Source organism: Moritella sp. 24, assembly GCF_018219155.1.
In the GTDB taxonomy this organism is placed as follows: Bacteria; Pseudomonadota; Gammaproteobacteria; order Enterobacterales; family Moritellaceae; genus Moritella.
The window spans coordinates 4002528-4022449 of the sequence record NZ_CP056123.1 but is presented as its reverse complement, the minus strand read 5'-3'; the positions used below and the strand labels follow the sequence as shown (position 1 = coordinate 4022449).

The window sequence follows — 19922 nt, the reverse complement described above, 5'->3', positions numbered from 1 at the left end:
AAATAGTGCCTCATGGCCATAAATTTTTTAGATTTTGAACAGCCTATTGCAGAATTGCAGGCTCAGATCGATGAATTAAAACTTGTGACTAACAATTCTAATGATGTAGATCTACAAGATGAGATCTTTCGTTTAGAAAAGAAGAATGCAGAGCTAACAACCAAGATATTTGGTGATCTAAAACCTTGGGATGTGGCGAAGATGGCCCGTCATCCGCAACGCCCGTATACGTTAGATTATATCGAACATGTTTTCACTGATTTTGATGAGCTAGCGGGCGACCGTGCGTTTGCAGATGATAAAGCAATTGTTGGTGGTACAGCACGTTTAGACGGTATGCCTGTGATGATTATTGGCCAGCAAAAAGGCCGTGATACAACCGAAAAATTAAAGCGTAACTTCGGTATGCCACGTCCAGAAGGTTATCGTAAAGCATTACGTTTAATGAAAATGGCTGAAAAATTCAACATGCCAATCATTACTTTCATCGATACTCCGGGTGCATACCCTGGTGTTGGCGCTGAAGAACGTGGTCAAAGTGAAGCGATTGCACGTAACTTAAAAGAAATGGCTGAGCTAACAGTACCGGTTATCTGTACTGTGATTGGTGAAGGTGGCTCGGGTGGTGCATTAGCAATTGGTGTTGGCGATCGTGTTAACATGCTGCAATACAGTACGTATTCGGTTATCTCTCCAGAAGGTTGTGCATCAATCTTATGGAAGTCTGCTGATAAAGCGCCATTAGCTGCTGAAGCAATGGGTATTACTGCAGAGCGATTAAAGAGCTTAGATTTGATTAATACAGTGATTACTGAGCCGTTAGGTGGTGCACATCGTGATGTACCGCTAATGGCTGCTAACTTGAAAGAGCGTATTAAAGCGGATCTTGCAGAGTTATCTCCACTGAGTCATGAAACGTTATTAGATCAACGTTATGAGCGCTTAATGTCATTCGGCATGTAAGACGTCATATAACGGATTTTTAGATTACAAAAACATGTTAAACCGCGGATAGCAATACCCGCGGTTTTTTTGTATCTCCTGTTTTTGTGGGTATACTATTCTCGTCTATTTTAACTGTGATAATACTTGTGGCCGTGAACATCGATCTATTCTCTACATTCCAGCATTCGTTACACTCGCTAACGACGAAACCTTTGCAAATTGTACTCGCGTATAGCGGAGGTCTGGATTCTCATGTGTTATTACATTTAATGGCTCGCTATCAGCAGTTATATCCTCAGCATGATTATCTTGCAGTACATGTCCATCATGGCTTAAGCGACAATGCTGATGATTGGTTAGTGCATTGTGAGCAAACCGCGAAGGCTCTCAATATTAACTTTGTCGCAGAAAAAGTCGTGCTGAATCTTGGTAATAGAGAAAGCTTAGAAGCAAAAGCACGGGATGCGCGTTATCAAGCGATAGCGAAGCACTTAGGCGATGAATCCTTACTATTACTTGGTCAGCATTTGGATGATCAGCTTGAAACGTTCTTATTACAGTTAAAGCGCGGAGCTGGGGTGAAAGGTCTTTCGGCAATGGCGGCTACAATGCCGTTTTTATTACATAACAGCTGCCAGATAGTACGTCCTCTATTAACCCTACCACAGCAAGCGCTGGTGGATTACGCCACGGATAGTCAGCTAACTTGGGTTGAAGATGAAAGTAACAATGACCACAGTTATGATCGTAACTTCTTACGTCATCAAATTATTCCTAGTTTAAAACAGCGTTGGCCGGGTATTGCTAATGCCGTACACCGTAGCGCTGAATTATGTGCAGAGCAACAAGCATTAGCAGATGAAATCGCACAGATAGATGTGGTTATTTGCGAGGATAGTTTAGCTGGATTAAAGATCGTTGAACTACAGCAATTATCAAAAATACGCCGTAATAACGTCATACGATTTTGGTTAGCGAAGCAACGATTACCGATGCCAAGTCGTCATCATCTCGATAAGGTATGGGATGAAGTTGTGAATGCAGTAGATGATGCTAATCCACAGTTGAGTTGGCAAGCTGGTGAGTTTCGTCGTTACCAAGGTGTGCTTTATAACCAGCAGAAATATGCTGAATTAAAAGACGTCGTTATCATGCTTGAACATACCCAAAATCAAGTAATCCCATTACCGGATAATATTGGGCTATTACATTTACAGGGGGAACTAAAAGATACCTTACAAGCACAGTCGCCAAAGAATTGTGGGATTGATACGAGTAAAGTGTTTGATGTAAACCATATAGGCATATGTATAAAGCGCCCATTGGATGATGAGAAGGTGACAATTCGTTTTCGTGGTGAAGGTAAATGTCATCCTACTGGCCGTAGTGGCTCGCGCAGTATTAAAAAATTATATCAAGAATACCGGGTTGCCCCTTGGTTACGAGATCGTATTCCACTGGTTTATTATAATGATAAGTTGGTGTGTGCGGTTGGGCTGTGGGTATGCAAGGGATATGAAGCGCAAGATGGTCTGTATTGGCACCTCACTTGTTAGTCTGTATTCATGATCACAGCGGTTGTTAGATACAAAAAGCAGATGAATCAATTCATCTGCTTTTTGTTTTATTATTCGTTACAGTTCAGCTTTTAGCCAATAACTGATAGCTATCAGTTAATTAAGCGTTAACTTCTTCTTTGATTTGCTTGTGACCTTGCTCTAAATGTACGAAGTCAATATCGTCATTACCGTTAACTGTATAGGCTTTACCGAAACCCCTGACATAGCGACCTGTTTGCGGTTCGATACGGAATAGGCGGAAATCACTTAATCCACTTAGGTTCGTAATTATGTCACCGAAACGTGCTTCTAGCGCTGGAATTGCGATAGCCCAAGATTCGCTATCGCGAGACATTACTTCAGCATTTGCTTTGTATGTTAGACGGTGACGAGCAAAAATTTGTTTACAGTTTTCTTCATCTTCTAACAGCATGAATGATAAATTCTTATTCACTAGTAAGTTTTGCGTATGTTCAGCAATCTCACTGATTAAGATATAATAGCCATCTTCTAAGCGAACAAATGGTGCATAGCTGATATGCGGAAAACCATCTGCACTTAGCGTTGATAAAAGTAACGTTTGACGCTCTTCTCTAAACTCTGCAATCTTTGGTTGTAAGCGATTTTCTAAACGTTCTTGTTTGTTTATCATAATGACCTTCATGTCCGTTATTTATGTTTAATTAGTATAGTATCGAAAGCGGTGACTTAGTTGCTGACGCCCTGTGCTGATAGCGTGTTAAAACGTTCTATTTGTTCAGGTATAACTTCGCCATCTTGATTACGGCCAAGGTAAATTTTAAATATACTATTACCATCATGATCAAAAAACTGAGTGTAGTAGCTTAATTTGCCTTGAACTTTACGCGTTAGCAAACCTATAGCTGCCACATTTTCAAGCTTAAGGTGACCTTGTAAGCCTTCACTGTCATGAGAGAGGTTATAATAACCATAAGCATTTTTTCCTTTTGGAAATGGCGCTTTTACTTCAAAAATAAAACCTGACACTTCAATAATACAAGTTACCTTTCCCCAATCAGCTATATCGGTTAATAAGCTGTGTGTTTGGTCTGCTGGCAGCATATTTACTTGTTCTGGTAATGCTTGAATCACTTGTAATTCACTACAGTTAAGTGCTCGCGCAATCTCAATTGTTCTTAATCTTGGCTGCTCAACCATTAACTGACGAATCTCATTATGGGTCGTATTTTCTTGCATACTGTTTAGCCTTTTAAATGACTTTATCGTTGAAGTTAGGGGAGCAGATTAATATAACTGAAATGATAATGCAACCAATTCTCATTTGCATTGTAAGGGTTTGTTATTTACACTACCGAGCAAGTCTGAGTTAAATTTAGAAGTGTTTTATCTATCTTTATTTAACTATAAATATCATTAAATTAATACGGGTTGGAATTAAGATGAATAAGGTTTTGATTAGCGTTTGCTGTTTATTATTGTCATTTGGTAGTACGGCCGGAGAACGTATTATTAGCGCGGGTGCTGGTGTCACTGAGTTACTCATAGCCTTAGATAAGCAAGACGATTTGGTTGCTGTCGATTTAACGAGTCGCTATCCAGCCGTATCAAAATTACCTGTGATTGGTTATCACCGTCAGTTATCAGCCGAAGGATTATTGTCATTAGCACCAGATACGTTGATCGGTAGTAGTGAAATGGGACCACAATCAACGCTGGATCTGTTATCGCAAAGTGGTGTTGAAGTGATGGTTCTACCGACAGAAACAACGACAGCTAACTTACTTGATACGATCACCTTGCTTGGTGATAAATTAGATCGCAAATCACAAGCTAAGCAATTAATAACTAAATTAGACAGTGACATAAAGCAGCTAGAAGAGAATAAGCGAGCAATTAAAACCACGAAAAAAATGCTGTTCTTACTGCTAAATGATAAAGGAACTTATACAGCGGCTGGTAGTAATACGACCGCTCACTCGGTTATGACGTTAGCTGGTGGCGTAAACCCCGCTGCAGAACTTAATTCTTATCAAGCGTTATCAGCGGAAGCATTTTTAGCGATGGCGCCTGAAAGTATTCTAGTCAGTGGTCGCCATTGGAAGAAGTACCAAGATATCGATACTTTAATTGCAGCCATGCCATTATTAGCGCAGACACCAGCAGGTCGTAATAAAGCAATTTATGTGATTGACGGTAGTGCATTAATTGGTGGTTTAGGACTAAATAGTATCGAACAAGCAAAGCAGCTACAGGGTAAGTTATACCCTTACTTATCTGCCAACCTAGATTAATTAAGGGCGTATATGTTTGTGAATAGCCGATGGCCATTATTGTTACCTAGTCTTGTTTTACTCTGTCTTGCATCGATGGTGGTGTTATCTGTTTCTGTTGGGCCAATGGCGATCTCGTTTGCTGACAGTATCAAAGCGTTATTTACCGATTGGATTAATTGGCAAGCGCCTGTCAGTGCGCAGAATGCCATTGTCGTCAGTAATATTAGACTGCCTCGTACATTGCTTTGTTTATCTATTGGCGGGATATTGGGATTAACAGGCGCTGTGATGCAAGGGGTCTTTCGTAACCCGCTTGCGGATCCCGGTATTATTGGTGTAAGCAGTGGTGCAGCGCTGGGTGCTGGCCTGGGTATTGTTATTTTTGCTGATGTGATGGTTGATTTACCTGATTGGTTACAATTAAGTACAGTATCATTTTTTGCATTTACGTTTGCATTAGCTGTTTGTTTGTTGGTGTATAAGCTTGGTACAAGCAGTCAAGGTAGTTCTGTGGTAGTGATGCTACTTGCGGGCGTGGCTATCAGCGCGATCGCTGGTGCGGGCATGGGCATGCTAACGTATATAGCCGATGATCAAAGCTTACGTGATTTAAGCTTATGGCAGATGGGGTCAATGGCTGGCAGTAATTGGATCAGCATTAGTATCAGTAGCATGACGCTTGTATTTCTGCTGGTGGTCTTTATGTCATCGGCTAAATCATTGAATATTTTATTGTTAGGTGATGCAGAAGCGGTACACCTTGGTATCGACATTGTACGTATAAAACGTCGTTTAATATTTTGTTGTGCAGTCGGTTTAGGTGTTGCGGTATCTATCGCGGGTATGATTGGTTTTATTGGCTTGATTATTCCGCATTTGGTTCGCCTATTAGTAGGGCCTGATCATCAACGTTTATTACCATTGTCGGCAATGTTAGGGGCTTTATTGCTATTACTTGCAGATATATTAGCACGTACTGTCATGGCCCCAAGTGAAGTACCTGTTGGTATTATTACTGCATTACTTGGTAGTCCTTTCTTTATTATTTTACTTTTACAACAACGCTCTAAATTAGGGATATAGTCTGATGTCAAATATGACTGCACCAGTACTGCATTGCCAGCAACTTAATTATAATATTGCAGGAAAATGTATTTTTAATGATCTTAATTTAACATTGGGTGAAGGGGAGTTCTTGGCTGTACTAGGTCCTAATGGTGCAGGTAAAAGCTCATTGTTCAAAGCCATTACTGGTGAGTTAAAGCCGAGCTCTGGGTCGATATTTTTAAATGGCGAACTGCGCAGTACGATTAGCATGGGTGAGATCGCTAAAACACTTGCTGTATTACCACAAAGTGCCAGTTTAAGTTTTTCATTTCAGGTTATTGATGTTGTGTTAATGGGTGGGCTACAAGCAGACTGCGGTAAAGCTAAAGTACAAACGCTTGCTGATGCTATTTTGGTTGAGCAAGAGATAGATCATCTCAGAATTCGCGCTTACCCTACTTTATCTGGTGGTGAAAAGCAGCGCGTTCATTTTGCTCGCATACTATTGCAACTTGCGGTGGGTAATAAAGATAAACCTCAGTTACTATTACTTGATGAGCCAACGGCAGCCCTTGATATTAATTATCAGCATCAATTATTGAAGAGTGCGAAGCATTTAACGAAAACGGGTGTCGCGGTTGTTGCTGTGCTGCATGATCTTAACCTTGCGGCAAAGTATGCAGACAGAATTATCTTATTAAAGGAAGGTAATATCTGTGCCAATGGTAGCGCGAAACAAGTAGTAACAACCGATAATATTAGAGACGTTTATGGTTATGAAAGTACGGTGATTAACAATAATGCGTTTTCGCACCCTATCATCATGTAGTGCTATTTCTTTATACAGTTTGCCGTTATAATCACCTAACCAATAAGTGATAGGTGGCTAAATGTAACCATGGATGATGACGTTAGTGGATACATAACTAATAACAACGCTGTTATTAGTTATGAAGAACAAGCTGCCATTACGCGTGTTATCGCGCGTGTAGGGCAGTTATTACAGGCGTATAACGCTGAAAGCAGATTGATAGAACAGACAACAGAGCGCCTTGGCATCGCGTTTGGTTTAGAAAGTGTTGAAATTGCACTGACCTCCAAAGCCATCATACTTACCACCCGATTTAACGATCACTGTGTGACAACAACACGAACGATGAAAGCGCATGGCATTGATATGGGGATCGTTTGCGAAGTGCAGCGAATTTGCATCCTTGCGGAAAGAAAAATCTACGATCTAGACCAAATAAAAACACGATTAGATAATTTGGATGTGCCCAGATATAACGCTGTATTGGTTGCCTGTTTTGTCGCATTGTCTTGCGCCTGCTTTAGTCATCTATTTGGTGGCGATAATATTATATTTATTTGTACTTGGTTGACGAGTTTCATTGCGATGCGTATTCGTCAGTGGTTAACTCAATTGCATCATAATTTACTTACCGTGTTTTTCATTACTGCATTTTTCGCTACTTTTATTGGTAGTTTTGCGACAGGTTTTGGGTGGGGAAATAACCCAGAATTAATTATGATAACCAGTGTATTACAGCTCGTACCGGGCTTTCCGTTAATTAATGCTGTATCGGACATGGTGAAAGGTCATGTCACCATCGGCATGGCAAGGTGGATGACCGCTACATTATTAACACTGTCTTCAGCTCTCGGTATTGTCTTGGCTGTACAACTAGCATTACTGGGAGGTTGGTTATGAATACACTATTAATGATGTTGGTTGATGATGCCGTGTTTGCTGGTATCGCTGCATTTGGTTTTGCGTTGTTATTTAATGTCCCTCGACAAGCTTTATTAGCCTGTGTGTTATTTGCCGCCAGTGCGCATGCGATACGTTCGTTGTTGTTACATTTTAATGTTCCGATAGAGTGGGCATCGTTTATTGCTGCGACATTACTGGGGCTGGCAACAGTACCTTGGTCTAGAAGGGTGGTTATCCCACGGCCTGTTGTCACGGTTGCTGCGATAATTCCGATGATACCAGGTGTGTATGCTTATAAGACAATGACTGGGTTGATGACTCTACATCATCAAGGTTACAGCGTGGAATTACAACAACAAGTGGTTGAAAACGGCTTACTGACACTTTTTATTTTAACTGGCTTGAGCTTTGGTCTGGCGATCGCCCCTGTGCTGGTGTACCGTAATAAGCCTATTGTTTGATTAAGGAGTTGTTGTGATTATTTCCATGATTGCCGCGCTGGCAAATAACCGAGTGATTGGTTTAGATAATAAAATGCCGTGGCATTTACCTGCTGAATTACAACTGTTTAAACGTGCGACGTTAGGAAAACCTATCGTGATGGGGCGTAATACCTTTGAATCAATTGGGCGTCCATTACCTGGGCGTTTAAATATTGTGTTAAGTAGACAAGCAGATTATAAGCCTGAAGGTGTTACTGTTGTTGCAACATTAGAAGACGCTGTTACAGCTGCGGGTGAGGTTGAGGAGTTAATGATTATTGGTGGTGCAACCATTTATAACCAATGCTTAGCTGCGACAGACCGTTTGTATTTGACTCATATTGAATTAACGACGGAAGGGGATACTTGGTTCCCTGATTATGAACAATACAATTGGCAAGAAATCGAAAATGAGTATTATGCGGCTGATGATAAAAATCCGCACGATTACCGCTTTAGTTTACTTGAACGAGTGAAGTAGTTAGTTGTTCGTAAGCTGAACGACGATGTAGAAAATAAAATGCCGCGCTAACCCTTTATTTATAGGGATAGCGCGGCATTTTTATTGTTAACATTTATTGCTGGTGGTTATTACGCCATTGTATCTAAGCTAGACTCGAATTCGTCATATTGCTCTTGAATACTGTAGTCGTCTTTTTTACCAACGAGTGAGATAACAACAATTGCAATAGAAGCAAAAATGATACCCGGTACGATTTCATACAGGTCAAAGATACCGCCACTTAGTTGTTTCCATACCACAACTGTAACCGCACCAATAATAATACCTGCAAGGGCACCGTTACGCGTCATTCCACGCCAGTATAATGAGATGATTAGTGCAGGACCAAATGCAGCACCAAAACCAGCCCAAGCATAAGACACTAAACCAAGTACTGAGCTGTCAGGATTCAGTGCAAGTAGCAATGCAATGATAGAAAGACCAACAACACCGTAACGACCTACTTTTACAAGTTCTTCACTGCTTGCTTGTGGGCGAACAAGTTGTTTGTAGAAATCTTCAGCAAGTGCTGATGATGATACAAGTAGTTGTGAATCCGCAGTACTCATGATTGCGGCTAAGATAGCTGCAAGTAGAATACCAGCAATAACAGGGTGAAATAGGCTGTTCACTAATAACATGAAGATAGTTTCAGCGTCAGCGATAGTGATGTTATTCGTATTCGTGTAAACAAGACCCACTAAACCAACTAACATCGCACCAAACATAGACAATGAAGTCCAAACAACGGCAATACGACGTGCTTTAACAAGATCTTTATTGCTACGTGTTGCTTTAAAGCGAGCCAGAATATGTGGCTGACCGAAGTAACCTAGACCCCAAGCTGCTAATGAGATAATAGCAATCATACTCAGGTCTTCACCTTTGCTATTCTGCCACATAGTCAGTAGTTCTGGGTTAATGTCTGCCATTGCAGCACCTAGATCGCTAAAACTACCGTCCATTGCGCTTAGCGGCACGATTAATAGTGCTGCTGACATTAATAGTCCTTGTACTAAATCAGTCCAAGATACTGCTAAGAAACCGCCAAATAACGTGTAAGAAACAACACAAACAGTGCCGATTACAACAGCAAGTTGATAATCAAGGCCGAATACTGTTTCAAATAATTTACCGCCAGCAACTAAGCCTGAACTTGTATAGAACAAGAAGAACATCAGGATAAAGAATGCTGAACAAATTTGAATTGCTTTTGAATCGTCTTTAAAACGACGTGATAGGAATTCTGGTAACGTGATTGATTTGGTTACAATACTGTACGTACGTAAACGTTTTGCACAGATTAGCCAGTTAAGCCAAGTACCAATTAATAAACCACCTGCTAACCAGATCGCTTCCATACCAGCTGCATATGCATAACCAGGTAAGCCAAGTAGTAACCAACCACTCATGTCAGAAGCACCAGCAGATAACGCTGCAGGCCAAGGACCTAAGTTACGGCCGCCCAAAAAGTAGTCTGTTGCATTACTCGTTTGTCGATAAGCATACACACCGATACCGAGCATAACAGCAAGGTAAGCAATGAATGTAGCTGAAATCATGAAATTATTTTCAATCATGTATATAAGCCTTAGTTGTGAAGTTGTTATTTATTTTTATTGTTTTTTATTATTAAACTCAACCAAGCCACGTCAATATACTTGTCTGCGGTAATATTGATGTGGGTTGGCTAAAATTTAGGGGGCAGTATATACGAACAGCAATGTTATTACTTAACATTGGAGTAACACTGTGATAACCCGCTTATTATTTAATCTTATTTTAGTTAATTATGTCGCATATATGGGGCAGGGGACTGAAAAAACTGCCTTATCTTCCCATCGTAACATAGTCAGGCTATTTCCCCATACACAGCCAGTATCAAGTGTTGTGGCATTTTCATGGCTACATTCGCCTTCTAACGCAGCCCAGTGACCAAAGATCACATGAGCATCATCAAGGTGTGGGCCTGCAACTTCATACCAAGGGATATGCTGTGTATTGCTATTTGTTGCTGGCGAATGTTTGTTATGGAATTCTAACTGTCCGTCAGAAGCGCAGAAGCGCATACGGGTAAATGCATTGATAATAAAACGCAAACGATCGAAGCCTTGTAATCCTTCAGACCAATAATCAGGTTGTGCGCCGTACATATTTGTTAATAATGCGAGATAATCATCACCGCGCAATTGTGCATTGACCTCTTGAGCATATTGTTTGGCTTGCTGTTGAGTCCACTGAGGGCTGATACCAGCATGCACCATAATAATGTTATATGCTTCATGGTGAGCCAAAAGCGGCTGTTGTCGTAGCCACTGTAACAATTCATCTTTATCGTCGGCATCAAAGATAGGTTGCGTTTTATCCTTGGGATTTAGCTTAGCTAATCCTGCGTCAATTGCGAGTAAATGTAAGTCATGATTACCGAGTATCGTTATAGCTGAAGTCCCAAGTCCTTTTACAAAGCGTAGCGTTTCTAATGATTTCGGCCCTCTCGCGACGAGATCGCCAGTCAACCAAAGTTGATCTTGCTGAGGATCAAAATCAGCTTGTTGTAATAGGTGTTGTAGATCATCGAAACAGCCTTGAATATCACCAACAAAATAAGTTGCCATGTATTAATTACCTTTCTTACTGAACTAGCATAATGAAATATGTGAGTTAATGCGTTTAATCTATAATGCGTTTAATCTATTAGTGCAAAAGATTAGGTGTGACAAGGCGAAATGGTTCGATAGTAATCACGACTAATTCACTTGCGTTGAGTCTTAATTCAATCTTTCCTTGAACAATACTCAATGGAGAATGGGTAATTATATCATTGCTATAGCAAAAATCTTGCTGTGAAGAGATAAGATAGTCATTATTTTGAAAGGGATTATTTAATTCGCTAACCGTACCGTCACCATCAGTGAGTAATAATTGGATGGCAGATACATTAACTGCTTGGTCTAATGGATTGGTTATGGTGATCGTATAAGTAAAGAAGTACCTGAGCTGAGTAGGTACAGATACTTCTTCGATATATTCGGTATCAATGATAAGAGTGAATGAATCAGCTAAACTTATCATTGATACGAGCGCCTATTAATCCGCTGCTTGCATTGGATTATCTGCTACGAAGTTAGCTATCGTAACATAATTTTCTAGCGTTAAGTTCTCTGGACGTAGAGAAACATTAATACCTAAAGCTTCAATATCTTCAACCGAAATTACTTTTTTCAAGCTATTACGGATTGTTTTACGGCGTTGGTTAAATGCACTTGTTACTACGTGATTAAGTACTTTTAAGCTTTTTGCTGGGTATGGTAAAACAGCATGTGGTTCTAAACGAACAACGGCTGAGTCAACTTTTGGTGCAGGTTTGAATGCACCAGGGCCAACTTCAAGTACTGGAGTTACATTACAGTAGTACTGTGTCATCACTGTTAAGCGGCCATAACTTTTAGTGTTGTGGCTTGCTGCTAAACGTTGTACTACTTCTTTTTGTAACATGAAGTGCATATCTTGGATATCTTCATGAAACTCAAATAAGTGGAACATTAATGGCGTTGAAATGTTGTATGGTAAATTACCAAATATACGCATTTTCATGTCTGGTTTGATTAACTGACGGAAATCAAAACGCATTGCGTCTGCTTGGTTAATATCTAATTTCTTAGATAATACTGGGTGTTCCGCTAGACGTTCAGCAAGATCTCTATCAAGCTCAACAACTGTCATTCTATCTACACAATCAGCTACTGGCTCGGTTAATGCTGCTAAACCTGGACCAATCTCAATTAGGTTTTGACCTTTTTGCGGATTAATCGATGCAACGATTTGACCAATTACATATGCATCATGTAAGAAGTTTTGACCAAAACGTTTTTTCGCGGTGTGACCTAAATGGACCTTGTCGTTCATGCGTTTTTCTCTACCATTTCTATTGCTTGGTTTACTGCTGTAAACATACTGCCGGCATCGGCTGTTCCAGTTCCTGCAAGTTCAATTGCAGTACCGTGATCAACTGATGTACGGATAAAAGGTAAGCCTAAGGTAATATTTACCGAGCTGCCAAAACCAACCGATTTCAATACCGGTAATCCTTGGTCGTGATACATTGCGAGTACAACGTCAGCATCGTCAAGATACTTAGGTTGGAACAAGGTATCAGCAGGGAGGGGGCCTGTTAAATCCATTCCCTCATCACGAAGTTTCATTAACGTCGGAGAGATAATTTCAATCTCTTCACGACCTAGATGTCCATCTTCGCCTGCGTGTGGGTTTAATCCACACACATAAATTTTTGGTCGTTCAATACCAAATTTCTTTTTCATCTCAGAATGAAGAATACGAATAATATTACTTAATCGTTCTTCGGTGATAGCTTTTGCCACGTATGCTAATGGAATATGCGTTGTGACTAGTGCAACACGTAAACCTGTCGTTGCCAGTAGCATCACGACATCAGCTGTTTCTGATTGTTGAGCAAAAAACTCGGTATGGCCACTGAAAGAGACACCGGCTTTATTAATGATGCCTTTATTAACAGGGCCTGTTACAACGGCGCTAAACTCTGCTGACATGTTTTTTTCACATGCAAATTGCAGAGTATCTAATACATAGCGGCCATTCATTTCATCAAGTTTACCCGGAATAGCCGGAGCAGCCATTTTCATTGGCGCGATAGTTAGCGTGCCAGCGCGTTGTGGCTGTGCTGGCGTATTTGGATCATAATCGATTAATTCAATCGATTTTCCAAGCGCTTTTGCACGGTCTAAAATGAGTACTGGGTCTGCACAAAGCACTAGCTCTACCGGCCAGTCTTGTTTAGTCAGTTCTAGTACGAGGTCTGGGCCGATGCCAGCTGGCTCACCTGGTGTTATTGCTATTCGATGAGTCACATTTCCACCTGTTACGATTCATTATCTAAAATACGAATATAAGCTTCTTGTTTTAATTCATTCAACCAAGCTTGGCTTTCTTCTGCGGCACGACGATTATACAACAATTGCCATGCTTTTTGGCGATTTGCTTTATCTGTTGTGTCTTGTGTACGTCTATCAATGAGTTGCACTATATGCCAACCATGGCTAGAGCGGAATGCAGAACTAATTTCACCTTTTTTCAAATCTTTCAGTGCTAATTTAAATGCTGGCACATAGATATTTGGATCTGCCCAACCAAGCTCACCGCCTTTTACTGCAGAGCCTGTATCATCTGAATAAGCTTTAGCAAGATCTGAAAACTCTGCGTCACCTGATTTAATGCGAGTTAAGTATTCGTTTAATAATGATTTCGCTTTGTCATCACTTAAAATAACAGATGGTTTAATCAGAATATGACGTGCATTAACTTCTTTTGTTAATACGGTTTCAACACCGCGCATATCGGCAACTTTAATAATATGTAAACCAGCGCTGCTGCGGATAGGACCGATAATATCGCCTTTTTTCGCATTCGTGACAGCTTCGGCAAATAGCGTTGGCATTTCATTAATATTCATCCACCCCCAATCACCGCCATCAAGCGCCTTTGGACCAGCAGAAAGTGCTAATGCAAGATCGGAGAATGGTTTACCTGCGTCGACCTGTGTTTGTATATCTGCAATTTTAGCCTGTAGCTTTTCCATCGTGGCATTATCAGCCTCGTTAGGAACACGCAGCATGATATGATTAACACGGTATTGTAGATTTTTTTGACCTTGTTCGTTAATAATGGCTAATAAATTATCAACGTCTTGATCTGAAATAGTAATACGACGACGCATTTGCATGCGTTGTACTTCGTTGGTTAATATTTGGATTCGAAGATCTTCTTTATAATTGTTAAAGTTACCACCATCTGCGACAACACTTTGACGTAGCTGTTCAACAGTTTGATTATTACCTTTTGCAACGTTATTTAATGTATCTTCAAGTTGAGCATTGCTAATACGCATACCCATCTTTTTTGCCATTTGCAGCTGTAAACTGTCAATGATGAGCTTATCTAACGCTTGCTGTGTCAGTACATCTTGCGCTGGTAAGGTTTGCCCTGCTTGCGTCGCTCGTTTTTTTACCGAGCTAGTTAATGCGTTGACATCACTTGCTAAAATGACTTCTTCATTAACAATCGCAATGACTTCATCAAGCTTCGTTAGCTCTGCCTGAGCTTGCCAACTCGTTACAACTATGACTCCAGATAATAGAGTCTTAAGCACTTTTTTAATCACTTTATGAATTCCTATTCAATATCGACTATAACTGAGACAGCAGTAGGCTGAAAATTATCAATTTTTACCACGGGAAATGTGAGGATTGTGTCGTTTTATGAAAACCGAGGCTAAAAAGTAAGCGGAAGTATACCTTGTCAGGGTTTCAATGCAATCTTCATGGGGTGTAAATCATCATTCAACTGATAACCGCTGTATTTAGTTAAACTATTTATAGCGGTTATCATGTTCGACATGTATCTATTTATAAACCAAGCCTATTTACGTAATTGGAATGGTTCACCGTATTCAAATAAACTTGATGTACCGATGTTGTTCATATCATTACCAATACCGCCAAGACCTTTCAGTTCAAACATCAATGTTGGACCACGATCAAAGGTTGTTTCATTGGTATTCGTATTATGATTTTTCAAACGATAGCCATAATCGAGGCGAATCGCCCAGCAGCATGACTCATACTTAATACCAACAAAGGCATCTTGTGTTATTTCATTTTCAACATCGTAGTAATAGCTCGCGCCCATATCCCATTGATGATTAATCGGTAATATAAACTTAGAACCAATTTGGTTTATTCTTGAATTAATTTCTTTATTTTCGTCTTCTAATATAGAAGCTGTATCTTCAATATAGCGATAGTTAAATTGTATACGCTGACCTTGATCGAAACGGTATTCAATTGCGGCATCAGAACGACTTATCTTATTATCATCAACGGCATACTCTACGCTATTGTTAAATAATAGGTTGTCACTGATCTTAACGTCGGTTTCTAGCACAAAACTTGATGAGGTGACTGTCGATGGGTCATTCACTTCTGCACCGACTGTTGTGTCGTCAAAATAAATAATTTGCCCTAGCGCTAATCTGAATCTTTCACTTCCTATTGCATCATAGACTCGACTTGTAAGACCGAAGGTGATTTGGTTGGTTTCGGCAATACGATCTAGGCCACTGTATTCTCGGTCTCGAAACAGGCCTAAGAAATCTTGCTGCATAATCGCTGAATCATAAATACCAATATTATCTTGGTTTTCATGCGGGATGTATAAATACTGTATTTGCGGTTCTAGGGTCTGTGTTAACGAGTTACTAAACCAAGTTGCCTCACGTTCAAAGTTTAAACCAGCATGTAGCCTTGCAGTGGGGATAACACGAACCACTTGCTCTTCTAACTCACCTTTGTAGCCATTTGCAAAGTCACCATTACTATCAAATGATTGGCTGTAATAAGTCATTGGTAATTTAAACTCGGCAACCGCAAATCCTTCAGGACGTTGATAAGGGAAACTAATTGCAGGTTCAATATGGCTACGTATGGCGCTGTACATTTTGCTATTGTCATGCGTAAAGTTGGTTATTTCACTATAGACAGATAATTCTATAGGAGTTTGGCCGAAATCTTTGTAGCCATTAAAAGAAATCTTAGGTAATACTTTATGCGGTGCGACATCAGAATAGTCGTTTAAAATTTGAAAACCTCGGACTTCAATTTCTGATGCTGTATTATCTGTATTGTAATTAATAGCGGCTGTTTGAAGTAACGTATTACTATCTCGAGAACCTGCAGAAGCATTTAGATCTTCAAAATAATTATCATCACTTACTTTTGTGTAGTTCGCTGACACACTTAAGTTATCGTTAAAATTACCGTTATGGCTCCAGTGGTACAAGCTACGATCTGTATTGGTTTTTTTGTCATTAGCAAGGTATTCAACATTGATATTACCTTGTTGTCCATCGATTAAATATCTGAACTTAGTCGTTAATTCTAGCCCGCGCTCTGACATATAGGTCGGAATAATTTCCATGTCATAGTTAGGGGCTATATTCCAGTATATTGGCTGAGAATAAGTGATCCCGTTCTCTAGAGAGCTTTCAAATGACGGGAAGAGTAAACCACTACGGCGTTTATTTGAGATAGGATAGGTAAAATACGGCATATAGAAAATAGGCACGTCTTTAAAATACAGGGTTGCATTATACGCTTCAGCTGATTCATCTACGTTATCAATGTCGATAGCTGATGCACGTAATACCCAGCTATTATCGCCTGTCGGACACTCAGTATAAGTCGAACGCTGCATTAAAATACTGTCACCGCTATCTGTGATATATATTTTTTTAGCTTGGCCGTTACCAGCTTCGCCATTCAATAAATATTCAACTTGCGATAGCTCTGCGTCTTTAGTATCTAAGTTCGCCTTTAAACTTTGGCCTTTAATTGTGGATGTCGTATCAGCTAAGACGACATTACCTTCAGCTGTAAGGATGTTCGTGAGTTGATAAAGGATGACTTCATCTGCAGATAGCTCTCGATTTCCTTGAGTGAAATTAACTTTGCCGCTAAAGACAGCCTTGTTGCCTTGAATTACCGATGCATTATTTGAAAGCAACTGGATCCGTTGAGAATCGGTGGTATTTGCAACGGGTGGTTTTACTGGTGGTACATGCGAATAGCATTGATTAAATAGATCTGCTGAGGCTAGTTCCATTGCAGATTTAGTGATAACCGTTGAAGAACCATCGTCATTTGTAATAAGTGTTGTTGCGCTCGCTGAGAATATGACACTGCTGAGTGTTGAAAATAAGGTAAAAAGGCGCATGTTAACAATCCATTTTGTCATCGATAATTTCATTCAAATTTAAAAATAGCTGAATATAATAATGCATATTACAGCGATAGACCATTTAATGGCTGGTTTTATCCCTTAAACCTGTAAAAAGATGATGAGATTGATTGATTTGTTACATTTTAAACAGCCATAATACAAATCTTATATAAATATATGTCATTTTTGCTTGGTAGCTACTTTTATGAATATGTTGTTTTACATTTTATTATTCGCCATTGGTATGAAGTTTGGTGGATTTTTTGGTGCGATCTTTATGGTCTGGGTTGGCTCGATATTAAAACGTCAATTTGGTCCTCGACTTGGTATTGATACACGACCTGCTGCGCATAAGCGTCAGGATATATTTTTACATACGTCATTTTCAGTGATGGGACACATGGCAAAAGCGGATGGTCATGTTACCGAAGCTGAAATTCATGTTGCAACACAGCTTATGGACCGTATGCAGTTGACCGGTGAAACGCGTCGCGCTGCTCAAGCGTCATTTAATCAAGGTAAGTCGGCTGATTTTCCCTTAGAGCAAACGGTTAGAGACTTTCGTCGTGTGAGTGTGCTACGTCGTGATCTGATTAAAATGTTCCTTGAAATTCAAATTCAAGCGGCTTTTGCTGATCATGAGTTATCAGATGCTGAACGCACTATCCTTCATCGCATTGGTTCAATCTTAGGTGTCACGACCCAAGATATGGATAATTTACTACGTATGATGGAAGCTGAAATACGTTCTCATCGTCATGGTAGTAAAGTCAGTCGTGAAGAAGCATTAACGAATGCGTATCAACAATTAGGTGTAACAGCTGAAGATGATGATAAAACCATTAAACGTGCTTATCGTAAGCTGATGAATGAGCATCATCCAGATAAGTTAGTATCTAAAGGTTTACCTGAAGAGATGATGATAATTGCTAAGGAAAAAGCCCAAGATATTCAAGGTGCTTACGATTTAGTTAAAGAATCAAGAAAAATGCGTTAATACCAGCCCAGCTTAACCAGCCAGCCATAAATTATTTGGCTGGTTGCGATTTGTGTTTCAACTTGTCCTTGTAATCCGATTACTACAGTTTGTCGATAATTGATATTGTTGACACGCCGTGCACTCGTTTTTCTTAATCTTGCCTCATCAATAATGGCTAAACTGTCCGTCTGTGAAAATAGATCCAGGATTGGTGTTTTCAATTGATTTATTTGCTCGTTTAATTGAGATGCTAACTCCGTTGTTGGACTGTGTGCACTGAGTAATACAATCGCGTCAACAAACACGTCAGGGTTATTGATTAATATATTTATCATCGCCTGAGAATTAGCACCCTGCAAGATAAGTAAGCGCTTACCATCTTGACTGACTATTTTTTCTTGTAGGATCCGTAATTGGGCTTGTAAACGTTGTTCTGCTTGTTCGGAATTTAATCGTTGGCTTAGTGGGGATATCGAGTAAGTATGTAAACCTTTATCAGTCAGTTTATAGCGCAGTGTTTGGATAATATTCGGATTATTTGCAGAGGTGTAAGTATCGGGGAAAATCCAGGTTGTTCCTGTTACTTTTGCGGTAGTTTGTTCACGCCATAATGTTAAAAATCGCGTATCTTTATCACCTAGCCACGCTACCTCATCTGCATCGTAGTATTTTGTTAAATCTTGATCAAATACGCGTTGCTGTGAAACTGGGAATGTAAGTGTTGGCTTATCCGTATTATTAGTCTGCTCGTCCTCTTTTACTGCGTCTTTTGCATGTAATGGCAAGGCTAATAAAAGTAATAATACGATAGACTTAAACATTTATAATTCCTAAAAATAATCAGTGTTAATCGATTGAAAAGGGCGGTTTGACTTTAAATTGTATTTTTTCTTCGGTCAAAGGGTGGTCAATTTCTAACATGGCAGCATGTAATTGTAAATGTTCTGCGGCCGCGACACCTTGTGCCGATGCATACAGTTCATCACCTAAAATAGGAGTGCCTAAGGCAAGCATATGCACTCGCAGTTGATGTGAACGGCCTGTCACTGGTTTTAATAGTACGGTCGCACTTTCAAGATATGTGTCGTTATTCTCATCCGTGATTTGCTGTTTTGAAATGATGTTCCAATGTGTTAAAGCGGACTTTCCGTCAATAAAGTCAACCATTTGCCTTGGTCTATTTGGCCAGTCGCAACGTAGTGGTAAATCAATACTGCCATTATTTGCCGTTGGAACGCCTTCTAAACGCGCGTAATAATATTTTGATGTTGAACGCTGCTGAAATTGGCGACTAATATGACTTTGTGCCGCTTTCGTTAATGCCATTAATATAACGCCAGACGTACACATATCTAAGCGGTGTACAATCGTTGCGGTGGGGAATTGCTCTTGCACACGGCTGGCAATACTGTCGTTATGTTCAGGTAATCGCCCTGGTACACTCAATAGCCCACTTGGTTTATTTAAAACAATAATGGCATCGTCTTGATAAATAATGTCTAACCAAGGTTGTTGTGGCGGAGCATAAATAAAATTTGACATAGAATGAATACAATATGATGAAGAAATGTGGGTTGAAGCTTTAAATATCATTTATTAATAATAAAGGGGTTAACCGAAATTAACCC

20 protein-coding genes are annotated in these 19922 nt (G+C 39.9%); 9 read left to right on the top strand and 11 right to left on the bottom strand.

Features of this window, described 5'->3' with window-relative positions; translation table 11 throughout:
* Positions 1-12: 12 nt before the first annotated feature.
* A complete protein-coding gene (gene accA / locus HWV00_RS17895; RefSeq protein WP_211683554.1) occupies positions 13-963 on the top strand; it encodes an acetyl-CoA carboxylase carboxyl transferase subunit alpha in 951 nt (316 codons plus the stop codon).
* A 128-nt stretch (positions 964-1091) separates the two neighbouring features.
* The gene (tilS, locus tag HWV00_RS17890) at positions 1092-2501 is read left to right on the top strand and encodes a tRNA lysidine(34) synthetase TilS (protein ID WP_255554781.1); all 1410 of its coding nucleotides are present in this window, start codon (positions 1092-1094) and stop codon (positions 2499-2501) included.
* A gap of 121 nt (positions 2502-2622) precedes the next feature.
* On the opposite strand, the gene hutZ is transcribed toward tilS, so the two are convergent.
* Positions 2623-3156 carry a heme utilization protein HutZ gene (gene hutZ, locus HWV00_RS17885; RefSeq protein WP_255554780.1) on the bottom strand — a complete coding sequence of 178 codons (534 nt, stop codon included), beginning with the start codon at positions 3154-3156 and terminating at the stop codon, positions 2623-2625.
* Between the two features lie 56 nt (positions 3157-3212).
* On the bottom strand, positions 3213-3722 hold the full coding sequence (hutX, locus tag HWV00_RS17880; RefSeq protein WP_211683552.1) for a heme utilization cystosolic carrier protein HutX: 510 nt from the start codon (positions 3720-3722) through the stop codon (positions 3213-3215).
* A gap of 203 nt (positions 3723-3925) precedes the next feature.
* On the opposite strand from hutX, the gene HWV00_RS17875 reads away from it, so the two are divergent.
* From HWV00_RS17875 to folA, 6 genes are all read left to right on the top strand, one after another.
* Positions 3926-4777: a hemin ABC transporter substrate-binding protein gene (locus HWV00_RS17875; RefSeq protein ID WP_211683550.1), complete on the top strand. Its 852-nt coding sequence runs from the start codon at positions 3926-3928 to the stop codon at positions 4775-4777.
* A 12-nt stretch (positions 4778-4789) separates the two neighbouring features.
* Complete coding sequence (locus tag HWV00_RS17870; protein WP_211683549.1) at positions 4790-5842, top strand: iron ABC transporter permease; 1053 nt, start codon at positions 4790-4792, stop codon at positions 5840-5842.
* Positions 5843-5846: 4 nt separating this feature from the next.
* Positions 5847-6635 (top strand): heme ABC transporter ATP-binding protein, encoded by a 789-nt coding sequence (locus HWV00_RS17865; RefSeq protein WP_211683547.1) that lies wholly within the window; start codon positions 5847-5849, stop codon positions 6633-6635.
* A 69-nt stretch (positions 6636-6704) separates the two neighbouring features.
* The gene (locus tag HWV00_RS17860) at positions 6705-7517 is read left to right on the top strand and encodes a threonine/serine exporter ThrE family protein (protein WP_211683545.1); all 813 of its coding nucleotides are present in this window, start codon (positions 6705-6707) and stop codon (positions 7515-7517) included.
* Positions 7514-7981: a threonine/serine exporter family protein gene (locus tag HWV00_RS17855; RefSeq protein ID WP_211683543.1), complete on the top strand. Its 468-nt coding sequence runs from the start codon at positions 7514-7516 to the stop codon at positions 7979-7981. Before HWV00_RS17860 ends, HWV00_RS17855 begins: the two co-directional genes overlap by 4 nt.
* A 13-nt stretch (positions 7982-7994) precedes the next feature.
* Complete coding sequence (folA, locus tag HWV00_RS17850) at positions 7995-8483, top strand: type 3 dihydrofolate reductase (protein WP_255554778.1); 489 nt, start codon at positions 7995-7997, stop codon at positions 8481-8483.
* Between the two features lie 110 nt (positions 8484-8593).
* On the opposite strand, the gene putP is transcribed toward folA, so the two are convergent.
* From putP to lptD, 7 genes are all read right to left on the bottom strand, one after another.
* On the bottom strand, positions 8594-10084 hold the full coding sequence (putP, locus tag HWV00_RS17845) for a sodium/proline symporter PutP (protein ID WP_211683541.1): 1491 nt from the start codon (positions 10082-10084) through the stop codon (positions 8594-8596).
* 210 nt (positions 10085-10294) lie between these two features.
* Positions 10295-11119 carry a symmetrical bis(5'-nucleosyl)-tetraphosphatase gene (locus tag HWV00_RS17840; protein WP_211683539.1) on the bottom strand — a complete coding sequence of 275 codons (825 nt, stop codon included), beginning with the start codon at positions 11117-11119 and terminating at the stop codon, positions 10295-10297.
* 79 nt (positions 11120-11198) lie between these two features.
* Positions 11199-11576 (bottom strand): ApaG domain, encoded by a 378-nt coding sequence (locus HWV00_RS17835; RefSeq protein WP_211683537.1) that lies wholly within the window; start codon positions 11574-11576, stop codon positions 11199-11201.
* Between the two features lie 15 nt (positions 11577-11591).
* The gene (gene rsmA, locus HWV00_RS17830) at positions 11592-12410 is read right to left on the bottom strand and encodes a 16S rRNA (adenine(1518)-N(6)/adenine(1519)-N(6))-dimethyltransferase RsmA (protein WP_211683535.1); all 819 of its coding nucleotides are present in this window, start codon (positions 12408-12410) and stop codon (positions 11592-11594) included.
* On the bottom strand, positions 12407-13390 hold the full coding sequence (pdxA, locus tag HWV00_RS17825; protein WP_211683533.1) for a 4-hydroxythreonine-4-phosphate dehydrogenase PdxA: 984 nt from the start codon (positions 13388-13390) through the stop codon (positions 12407-12409). The genes rsmA and pdxA overlap by 4 nt, the downstream gene beginning before the upstream one ends.
* Positions 13391-13401: 11 nt before the next feature.
* On the bottom strand, positions 13402-14688 hold the full coding sequence (gene surA / locus HWV00_RS17820; RefSeq protein WP_255554777.1) for a peptidylprolyl isomerase SurA: 1287 nt from the start codon (positions 14686-14688) through the stop codon (positions 13402-13404).
* A 269-nt stretch (positions 14689-14957) separates the two neighbouring features.
* Positions 14958-17330, bottom strand: a complete 2373-nt coding sequence (gene lptD, locus HWV00_RS17815; protein ID WP_255554776.1) for an LPS assembly protein LptD — start codon at positions 17328-17330, stop codon at positions 14958-14960.
* A gap of 190 nt (positions 17331-17520) precedes the next feature.
* On the opposite strand from lptD, the gene djlA reads away from it, so the two are divergent.
* Complete coding sequence (gene djlA, locus HWV00_RS17810) at positions 17521-18312, top strand: co-chaperone DjlA (protein ID WP_211683526.1); 792 nt, start codon at positions 17521-17523, stop codon at positions 18310-18312.
* Here djlA and HWV00_RS17805 read toward each other — a convergent pair.
* Together HWV00_RS17805 and HWV00_RS17800 are read right to left on the bottom strand one after the other, a co-directional pair.
* Complete coding sequence (locus tag HWV00_RS17805) at positions 18309-19115, bottom strand: DUF3530 family protein (RefSeq protein WP_211683524.1); 807 nt, start codon at positions 19113-19115, stop codon at positions 18309-18311. The two genes, djlA and HWV00_RS17805, sit on opposite strands and share 4 nt — an antisense overlap.
* Before the next feature lie 25 nt (positions 19116-19140).
* On the bottom strand, positions 19141-19836 hold the full coding sequence (locus HWV00_RS17800) for a pseudouridine synthase (protein ID WP_211683522.1): 696 nt from the start codon (positions 19834-19836) through the stop codon (positions 19141-19143).
* Positions 19837-19922 lie beyond the last annotated feature (86 nt).